9 protein-coding genes are annotated in these 9,928 nt (G+C 21.6%); 2 read left to right on the top strand and 7 right to left on the bottom strand.

The genetic code is table 11. The features are described 5' to 3' along the window. Window positions 1–10: 10 nt before the first annotated feature. The 4 genes from CLTHE_RS12290 to CLTHE_RS12305 all read right to left on the bottom strand — a co-directional run bounded on the left by CLTHE_RS12290 (window position 11) and on the right by CLTHE_RS12305 (window position 4,284). Window positions 11–862, bottom strand: coding sequence for an ATP-binding cassette domain-containing protein (locus CLTHE_RS12290; protein WP_080023745.1), 852 nt, complete (start codon window positions 860–862; stop codon window positions 11–13). Window positions 863–1,097: 235 nt separating this feature from the next. Further along, window positions 1,098–1,382: a hypothetical protein gene (locus tag CLTHE_RS12295; protein WP_080023746.1), complete on the bottom strand. Its 285-nt coding sequence runs from the start codon at window positions 1,380–1,382 to the stop codon at window positions 1,098–1,100. Window positions 1,383–1,472: 90 nt separating this feature from the next. Beyond that, a complete protein-coding gene (locus CLTHE_RS12300; RefSeq protein ID WP_080023747.1) occupies window positions 1,473–1,781 on the bottom strand; it encodes a nucleoside triphosphate pyrophosphohydrolase in 309 nt (102 codons plus the stop codon). 34 nt (window positions 1,782–1,815) lie between these two features. Next, window positions 1,816–4,284 (bottom strand): DEAD/DEAH box helicase family protein, encoded by a 2,469-nt coding sequence (locus CLTHE_RS12305; RefSeq protein WP_080023748.1) that lies wholly within the window; start codon window positions 4,282–4,284, stop codon window positions 1,816–1,818. 576 nt (window positions 4,285–4,860) lie between these two features. Between CLTHE_RS12305 and CLTHE_RS12310 the strand changes: the two genes are divergently transcribed. Further along, window positions 4,861–5,475, top strand: a complete 615-nt coding sequence (locus CLTHE_RS12310; RefSeq protein WP_080023749.1) for a helix-turn-helix domain-containing protein — start codon at window positions 4,861–4,863, stop codon at window positions 5,473–5,475. Between the two features lie 71 nt (window positions 5,476–5,546). Here CLTHE_RS12310 and CLTHE_RS16780 read toward each other — a convergent pair whose 3' ends face one another. The 3 genes from CLTHE_RS16780 to CLTHE_RS12320 form a co-directional block, all read right to left on the bottom strand. Next, window positions 5,547–5,684, bottom strand: a complete 138-nt coding sequence (locus CLTHE_RS16780) for a hypothetical protein (RefSeq protein ID WP_002597219.1) — start codon at window positions 5,682–5,684, stop codon at window positions 5,547–5,549. Window positions 5,685–5,830: 146 nt separating this feature from the next. Next, window positions 5,831–6,847, bottom strand: coding sequence for a hypothetical protein (locus tag CLTHE_RS12315; protein ID WP_080023750.1), 1,017 nt, complete (start codon window positions 6,845–6,847; stop codon window positions 5,831–5,833). Window positions 6,848–7,414: 567 nt separating this feature from the next. Further along, window positions 7,415–9,118, bottom strand: a complete 1,704-nt coding sequence (locus CLTHE_RS12320; RefSeq protein ID WP_080023751.1) for an N-acetylmuramoyl-L-alanine amidase — start codon at window positions 9,116–9,118, stop codon at window positions 7,415–7,417. 124 nt (window positions 9,119–9,242) lie between these two features. Here CLTHE_RS12320 and CLTHE_RS12325 point away from each other — a divergent pair. Further along, a partial coding sequence (locus CLTHE_RS12325; protein ID WP_080023752.1) for a choline/ethanolamine kinase family protein occupies window positions 9,243–9,928 on the top strand: 686 nt, incomplete at its 3' end.

A 9,928-nucleotide genomic window follows, 5' to 3' on the forward strand; every position in this document is an offset into this window, starting at 1 on the left:
TATTAATTCTTTAGTTATTAATTTTACTTTCTTTAATACTATCTCTTCTAATTTCAAGTATATCTAGGTTTAATTCTAATATTCTTTTTAGTATAAAATTAAGCTCTATATCTCTTTTATTAAATTTTATGCTATTAAAGCTAATTTCAATATTAATAAATTCCTTTTTTAAAATTTCTTTTATACTATTGTTTAATGGTCTTAAAAAATAAATTTCTATTTCTCCATTTGAAAATTCATCTATAATATTATATATAAAATCATCTATATTAATTTTTCCTTCCTTAATAAAAACTACTTTATCGCAGAGCTCTTGAATATCATTTAAATTATCAGATGTTATTATAAGTGTTCTATCTTTTACATATTCAGTTAGGAAATTAATTATACTTATTCTAGCTTCCATGTCTAAATTTGAAATAGGTTCATCTAAAACAACTAATTTAGGATTATTGCTTAATGCTATTAGAAGTGCTACTTTTTGTTGTATTCCTCTTGAAGTATATTTTACTTTTTTATTGAGATATTCTATTATCTCAATTTTTTTTGAAAGCTCTAAAAACTCTTTAGTATTAAATAAATTTAAAGAAGTGCATAATTCAATGTTTTCTAGTACTGTAAGCTCTCCATATAATCCTTTATTAGAAGGCATAAATCCAATATCTTTAGATTCTATATTTTTTATATTTACTTCTCCTTTCGTTACATTATATATATCAAGAATAACCCTTAGTAAAGTAGTTTTTCCTGAACCTATTGGTCCTACTATTCCAATTTTATCTCCTTTTCTAATTTTTAAATTTATATCTTTAAGTAAATACTTATCATTAATCTCTTTACTAACTGAAATAAGCTCTATCAAATTAATAGCCCCCTTAATATAGCTTTTTAATAGTTTAACATTTTTAGTATTAACTTTATTTTATTCTATAAAAATACATTATTTTTTAATAAAAACCGTAAAAAAACTAAATTATTACTTTTTATTAAATATAAATGTCTTTTTATAATACTTTAATTTTCTAAATTAACATCAAGTTTTATATTTATAAAAAATACCTACTTTAAAAGCAGGTATTTTTAAAATTATTTAACTTCTATTGTCTAAGAAATTCTTTTATATTATATATATCTTTTCTTGATAAATAATGTCTAATGTCAAATACACTTTTATCTCCATTTAAGAAATTTTCAAATTTATTTTTTATAAGATCTACTATTTCTTTTTTCTCATCTGAATTTGAAATTTCTTCTAGTTTTATAGACACCACACTATCATCTAAACTAGCAACTAATTCCTCGCCTTTCCAATAAAATTCAACTTTAAAAATCTTATCAAGATTAATAAAATTACATTCTTTTGAATCATAAAACCACTTCATAATATCCCATCCTTTACCATAATATAACATAATTATATCAAATTTCAGTTCTACAATTCAATATATTTCCATATATTTTAATAAATATATCTAATTAACTTCTTCTAAAATTATTCCTTTTTTGAAACCTCCTCTTAATTTCAATTTTTCATTTCTTTTTTCTATTAAATCTTTTTCTGTATATCCTAAGGAGTCTGCTAATCCAAATAATACTTCCATTACATCTGCTAATTCCTCTAAATTCTTATCTTGAAAATATTCATTTACTTCCTCTTGTAATTTATTTTCTAAATAACCTTCTTTTTCTTTTCCTTCTACTATTTTTGTTTTACATTTTTTATTATCAGCTTGTATTATTTCAGGTATTAAATCTCTAACTAATTTATTATATTTTTTCATTTTTCACCTCGTATATATTTTTATCCTTGATATATTATTCTATATTTTTTAGCCCTCTATTTTTATAATATTCTAAAACTCTCATTTCTATTGAATCTATAAAATTATCTTTAAATAAATTATCTTTAATTAAGTTTTTATAAGGTTCTTTTATTTTAAAAACTCCTTTTTCATATTCAAAAAATTCTTCCCCACTTTTAATCAAATATTTTATAGGCATTTCTTTAGCTTTCTTTATATACCTATCTCTATTCCATTCAATTTCTTTATTATTTTTTGAATCTATTATATCTATCTTATTTGAAGCTTTTGAATAAAACTCTTTCATTGAAACATAAATATCATTTTCATCAATTTTATCTTTCATTATCCCATTATTATATATTCCTAATAATATTGGCATTTTATATGTTTTTGACATTAATGTTGTTTCTATATAATTTATTAATTTATAACCATCAGAAGTTAAAAATATATTTTCTTCTTCTGTTGCTTCATCTAACTCTTTTAAAAAACTAATATAATTTTTAAAAGGATTATTTTTTTTATTTGTTCTTATCTTAGAGTAAATTTCCCCATCTATTTCTTTTATAAATTCTACTCTTCTTGGTCTATGTCCTAACTCTTCTTTTATCCTAAAATATTCTTCTTTAACTAAGTCTTTTATCTTAATATCTTTTGATAATAACTTTTTATAAATATCAACTAACTCAAAATCAAAATCTACAATACAGTCTTCAGGATATTCAAATTCATTAGGATTGTTTTCCTTTTCATTACCTTTCCTTTTCCCACCAATCAAATTTGGTATCATATCTGCCTTTTTATAATTTCCTATAAAATCTAGCACATTAACATATTTTTTATTCTTATCTAATCTTAATCCTCTTCCTAACTGCTGTAAAAATATTGTAGAAGATTCAGTTGGACGTAAAAACATTACCATATCCAAAGTTTTTATATCTACTCCTTCATTGAACATATCAACTGAAAAGATTATTTGTATATTTCCATTTACTAATTTTTTTATGGCTTCATTTCTATTTATACTATTTTCCCCTACTCCACTATACACAGCACATGCTTTTACACCATTTTCATTAAAATATTTTGCCATATATTCTGCATGATTTTTAGATGAACAAAATCCAATACATTGTTTTGAATTATATTTTTTATAATGTTTTAAAATAAGATTAGCTCTTTTATCTATCATTAAAGATTTTTCTAATTCTTTTTCATTATATCTTCCTCTATTTAAATTTATATTATCATAATTTACAGAGTCATCATATATTCCATAATATCTAAATGGACATAAATAGCCTTTATTTATAGCTTCAGTAAGCCTTATTTCATATGCTATATTATAATCACAAATTTGAAATACATCTTTATTATCCATTCTTTCTGGAGTAGCTGTTATTCCTAATAAAAATTTTGGTTTAAAGTAATTTATTATATTAATATAATTTTTATTTACTGCATGATGAAATTCATCAATTACTATATAATCAAAATAATCTCTACTAAAATACTTTTCGTTCAAATATTCTTTTTTTCCTAAAGTTTGTACTGACGCAAAAAGTCCATCTACATTTAAATCTCTTGTATTTCCTCTAAAAAATCCTGTTTTAAAATTTTCTCTCACGCTTTTAAAACTAACTTCTGCTTGATTTAATATTTCCTCTCTATGGGCTACAAATAAAACTTTTTCATATTTTAAAGAGTCAAAGGCTGCTAAATATGTTTTTCCTATTCCTGTTGATGCAACAACAATTCCCTTATCCATTCCTTCATCTCTAAGCTTACTTAACCCTGATAATGCTTCTATCTGTGCTCCTCTAGGAGAAAATATATTAATTACTTTTTCTTTTTCTATCTCTTCTTCAATTTCTTTAACACTATAAACCTTTGGTTTTTTCCATTGTCTTGAATAATTTTTCAATTCATTTTCATTTAAAACTATAGAATTATTTAAAAATAAATCTTCAAAAGCATAACAAAAATATTCAAAATCCTCTATATTATCTTCTTTTTTCAATCTATAATTCCACTCTATACCTTTTGTTAATGCAGATAATGAAATATTAGATGAACCTATAAATATTTCTCCACCTCCATCTTCATAATGAAAAATATATGCTTTAGGATGAAATGACCTTTTTGAATCTGCATAAAATCTCATATCACATTTATCTTTCAAAATATCCCTCATAAGATATAAAGCTGAAGGTTCTGTTATTCCTAAATAATTTCCAGTTAGAATTCTTATTTTAACTCCATTATTTTTTGCTAATTCTAAATCATTTTTTAGTAATTTTACTCCAGTTTCCCTTAAAAAGGCTACAATTATATCTATTTTTTTTGCTTTTAAAAAACATTCACTAAGTCTGTTTATAAAGAAATCTTTATCTCCACCTAAAATACAATTTTCATTAAAAACAATTTCTTTCTCTTTAATTATTGTTTTTAATGTATTCTCTTTTAATTTTTCACTCAATATTAATCACTTACCCTTCATAATGAACTAATTGATTCTTCACTCTTCTTTATTCTCCTTTATTATTTCCTATATTTTTTATATGTTAGGATAATATGTATTATTTTTTGCCACTATAATAACCTACTTTTATCCTAACATTATATCCATCAGATATTAATTTTTTCTTTAATAAAATTTTATTTTTTTCCGACTTATATATAAATTTCAAAGGATATTTTATTTTCTAAAATATAATTTATTTTATAATTACAAAATAAATATTCTAAATTCTCCCTCTTTTCATATAAATACATTTTTATTTTAGCATTTTATATTTCTTTATGTCTCTATAAGTTATAAGAAACTTCTAAACTTAATTTATATACTTTCAAATTAAATTATCATTACATATTTATTTGTTATCCAATCTATTAATAATTAATATATTTTTCTCTATTTAATTCACTTAACCTCAGTTTAAATTTTCTTTTAAATAAAATAATTTATACGTTGACTACGTACTTTTTATATTATAAAATGTTATTAACATATTTACATTTTATGTAATTTATTTATTTTTTTAGGAGGTTAACTATGGTTAAAAGAACTAATTCTATTTACAACAAAAATTTAATTACTACGGAAATTATAAAGAAAGCTAAAGAAGGAGATAAATATTGTAGAGAACTAATTATTAATGCATATTATCCTCTTTGTATTTCTCTCATAAGAAAATATCATAATATTTATAGTCATACAGATGAGGATTTATTGCAGCATTGCAATCTTAGTATTTTAAATGCTATTTATAAATTTAGACTTGATGGTTGTTTTCCTCTCTATATAAAAAGAACTCTTTCTAATAATTTAGCTTTATTATGTAAGAAAAATCCCTCTGATAATGCTCCTGCAAGTTTAAATTCTTATGCAAAAGATTGTGATTGTGAGATTATAGATTTGATACCTGACGATAATATTTTAATTGAAGATTTATTTATACAAGAATTTTCTGAGAATACAATATTAAGTGCAATTGAATATTTAGATTTTGAAGAAAAAAGACTTTGTAAATTTCTTATTTCTACAGATTTAAAATGTCCATTAAAAAGATATTCTAAAATTTATAATATTCCTTATCATAAATGTCGATATACTAAAAAAAAGATTAGTTTAAAACTTAAAAATATTTTAAACAATCTTTCTAAATAATTTATATTAAAGTCATTATAGTTTCTACCTGTAATGACTTTTTATCTATATTTTATTATAACTTTTTACTTCTATTCATTACTTAATATTTTTGCATTTTCTATTTCTCTATTATGTTTATTTATATTATGATTTATAATTAATATTGATAAAATAATACATAAAACTATAATAATAATTCCACCTGCCAATTTCCTCTTACTTATCATTAATCCACCTACTTTTTAAAAATAATTACATATTCATATACAATTATCTAATTATTTTTATAGCTTTTATGTCATTTATATTAATTAATACTTTATTTACAAAAAAGTGAAACTAAAAATTCCTTTCGTTTCACTTTTTTATATTATTATATTAATTTATCTAAATCTGATATTATTTTTTCTGCAATGTCTACACATGCTTCTAATTTTTCTTTTGTTTTAATTTCTTCTATTCTTCCAAGAGTCATATGTGTACCTATAGCATGACTTGTCTTTTCTATAAATAACTCATCTGTTTCATATTTATCTTTTATATCATTTATTATATTCCAAACATAATTCCTTATTTCTGATTTATATTTTGTTTCTGATACTTCTACTTTAAAAAGTAAGTAAGGTTTATTTTCATTATAATTATATTTATATCTACATGGTAATTTTGTTTCTATCATAAGATATACAAAATACTCTATTTCTTCTCCTGTAGATAATTTATATTTTTTTGATTTTCTATTCCATTCAAAGCTTATAGAATCTCCTTCTTTACTTGTGAATGTTTCCCATTTAGAATCAGCTTCATTTAAGCTATCTTGCATTTCATTAAAATACCCTTCCCAAGAAAGTCTATGCCAATTACAGAAGTCTTGTTCTGTTTTATATTTTGATGTAAATTCATTTAAAAAGTTAAGGTAATCTACATATTCTCCTAACAATTCCTTATTCTTTTCTTCATAAGGCTTAATCATCTCTAAAAGTTCATCTCTGCTTAAAACGTAACAATTATCGCATCCTACTCCATATTCATGTTTATTTCCAATATGAACGTATGCAAATAATTTTTTTCTATCTAAATATTTTGTATCCTTTGAAATAATATCTCTACGCTTTTTTAAGATATTACTTTGATTTTTAGCAAATGTGATATCATCTATAGTTATCAAATAATCATCATTTATCTCTATTACTAATGAGATATTTTTATACATACTTAATATTTGTATATTATCTATTTTTTGTATCTCGTTTCTTGATATTTTTTTTATGATTTCTATTCCTAACCCTTTTAATTCTCCCCCATAGCTTACAAAATCTAATATCCAACCAATAATTGCAGTATTTAATGCTGATCCTCTTGCAAATCTAAAAATATTTGGTGTTTCCATTGAATAGTCCTCCTAATGTATATAAAATATCTTTATATATATTATAAGCTAATATTTATTCATATTGTTTAAATTTTCACATGTGTTTTTTACTATTCAATTAAGTTTTCTAATTTTTGGTTAATTTTTACCTCATTTGTTCATTTTATATCAAAATTTCCAAAATTTCTTTTCTTATCTATTTTTAAATTTCTACGGTATAAAGCTATTATCTTATATTAAATGTGAGCTATTTACTTATATTTTTATGTTTTTATTTTTTCCACATTTTTTCCTTTTTTTACTATAAATATTTTAAAATTTGATCAATTATACTTTTTTTTCTATTTTCTTTCATTTAATATAATTTTTTAACATTTTTTACCAACATTTTAATTACTTAAATAGTAATTTATAGGAATGCTCTTTACAATTATTTTTTAATTTCTTATATATTTTTTATTTTATTAATTTATTATTCATTTTCAGGCTAATTAATTAATATTCATCAAAAATCGTTTTCTTTTTTTCTTAATAAATATAATAATCATCTATTTTTATAAATTTTGTATTCATTATAGTTTAAAATTAATATATATTTTTTACATAATTCTCTATACCTCTAACTATTGATTTTGAAAGCTTTTCTCTATAGTATTCGTTTGTTAGTTTTTCAAAAGATTTTTTATTATCAACATATCCTACTTCTATCAGTACAGAAGGACAATGTTTTTCTAAAATTACTGTGTAATAATCCCATTTAGCACCTCTGTTATAATCACCTTTAATTCCATTAAATAAACAGTTTTCATAAGTTTTTGTAAGCTCTTTATTTATTTCTAATGCTAAATTTTTTGAAAATGATGTATAATAATAATCCTCTGTAGCATTTAATTTTCCTCCACCACCTGAATTATTATGTATTGAAATAAACATATCTGCATCATTTATGTATGCTTCTTTTGGTCTCTCTTGAAGACTATATGCCTTTTCAGTTGTATTTAATAATATAACATTTGCTCCTAATTTTTTAAGACTTTTACTTACACTCTTTGCTATCATTCTATTTAAATCATGTTCATTTATATTAGAAAATCCTAATGCTCCTGAATCTAAAAACCCAAGTTTATTCATTCCATGTCCTGGATCTATAACAATAGTCGAATTTTTTATATCCATTATTTTTTTTCTGAACCTTATATTTAAATATCCATCTTTATCATAAAATCCATAATGTCCATAATATTTTTCTTTAAGCCCTAACTTTATTTCATTTTCTCCTGTTTTTTTCATATCTTTAAAAATCGAATCTTTATCTATTTTTAAGTTTTCTCTTATTTTTGTATTTATCTTTCCACTTACAAATCTTATATATACAGAATTTAATATAGGAACTTCAACATTAAAATCACTATTTCTTTCATCTTTATATATATTACAACTAGTTATTAAATCATATTCTCCTTTATAATCTTCTTTTATTTTTATTGTTGAATACTTTTCACTTTCTAAAATTTCTATAGATTTTATCTCGTTTTTTTCTTTCATAGAATTAAATAAATCATTTTCCTCAATACTCTTTAAGTCTTCAATTCTTACTCTATATCCTGATTCTAAAATATAGTACTCTTTCTTATCTATTTTTACTTTATTAGTAGCACGTACTATTGTATCTTTAGGAATAGATCCCATATACTCTAAAGGCACATATGAAGTATTTTTACCATCATATAATTTAGCAGAATAATTATCTACAACTAAATGTTCACTTATATTGTCTTCCTCTCCTATTACTATTATTTCTCCTCCATCTGCTCTTTGTGTTTTATCTTCAAGCTCTATATAAAATTTACCAAGACTTTTTGTATATTTAGATTTATCTATATGTACAAAAGCTCTAAATTTAGAATATTTAGTTTGTCTACCAGTTAAAAATTCTTTTGTATCTATTTGAATTAAAGGATACTTTTTCCCATTAAAAAATACATTTGCTTTTTCTTTATAATGGAGTTTTACTTCAACTAATAACTCTGTTCCTCCTTCTACTCTTGCAATCTCTTTTGGAACAACAGAATCTTTAAATAACTTTTCATTTTCATTAAAAACAGTATAACTCTCATCTTTTTCAGGACTTTTATCATCTAAAATATTTTCTTTTTTTATATTAATGCTATTTATTTCATCTGCTTTAGCAATAATAGTCGTAGAGAAAAAAGCACTAAAAGAATTACTAATTAGAATTTCTAAAATTATAGTAAGAAAAATAAATCTCTTTAGTTTTTTCTCTTTCATGTAACCCAACTCCTTAAATATAAATTTATTTCTAAACCTATATTACCCAAGCTAAAAATTTATATTACAAAAACTTTTATTCTATATGATATAATACCCTTATCATAAATTTAAGGAGATTATTATGGTAGATATATTTTTTAAAAATCATGAATATAAAAAGCTTGGTGGATTAAATAACAATAACTATTTAATAAACTATTTTGGGAAAAAATATGTTTTAAGGATTCCATGTAAAGAAAATAAAAATGACTTTTCAAATGAAAATTTAATATTAGAATTATTAAATAAGGAAAATCTTTCTCCTAAAAAAATATATCATAATCCTGAAAGTGGAATTTTATTAAGTACATATTTAAATTCTAGCAATTTAACATTTAATGATTTTAAATCAAAAAAATTTTTAAAAGCTCTATCAAAAGAACTAAAAAAATTTCATAACATAAAAAATAATAATATAAAAACTTTTAATCCTTTTTTAGAAATACGAAGTAATATAAATAGTCTTAAAAAATTAGATTTTAAATTTGATTATGATATAGATATTTTTTTAAAGAAAGTTGATTTAATAGAAAAAAAATATTTAGATAATAAAAATCTAGGACTTTGCCATAACGACTTAAATATATCAAATATTCTTTATAAAGATAATAAAGTTTATTTTATAGATTTTGAATTTTCAGGTATTTGTGATATTTATTTTGATTTAGCTACTATTTCATGGTTTTTAAATAAGTATGAAAAAATATTTTTATTAAAAAGCTACTTTGGAGAAATAGAAAATTTTCATTTATCAAAATTATATGATTA

The organism is Clostridium thermobutyricum DSM 4928, assembly GCF_002050515.1.
GTDB lineage: Bacteria > Bacillota > Clostridia > Clostridiales > Clostridiaceae > Clostridium > Clostridium thermobutyricum.

Bases quoted from the DNA above. Each gene is read 5' to 3' on its own strand.
- CLTHE_RS12315 (WP_080023750.1), bottom strand. From the start codon at position 6,847: ATGGAAACACCAAATATTTTTAGATTTGCAAGAGGATCAGCATTAAAT.
- CLTHE_RS12295 (WP_080023746.1), bottom strand. From the start codon at position 1,382: ATGAAGTGGTTTTATGATTCAAAAGAATGTAATTTTATTAATCTTGAT.
- CLTHE_RS12300 (WP_080023747.1), bottom strand. From the start codon at position 1,781: ATGAAAAAATATAATAAATTAGTTAGAGATTTAATACCTGAAATAATA.
- CLTHE_RS12310 (WP_080023749.1), top strand. From the start codon at position 4,861: ATGGTTAAAAGAACTAATTCTATTTACAACAAAAATTTAATTACTACG.
- CLTHE_RS12320 (WP_080023751.1), bottom strand. From the start codon at position 9,118: ATGAAAGAGAAAAAACTAAAGAGATTTATTTTTCTTACTATAATTTTA.
- CLTHE_RS16780 (WP_002597219.1), bottom strand. From the start codon at position 5,684: ATGATAAGTAAGAGGAAATTGGCAGGTGGAATTATTATTATAGTTTTA.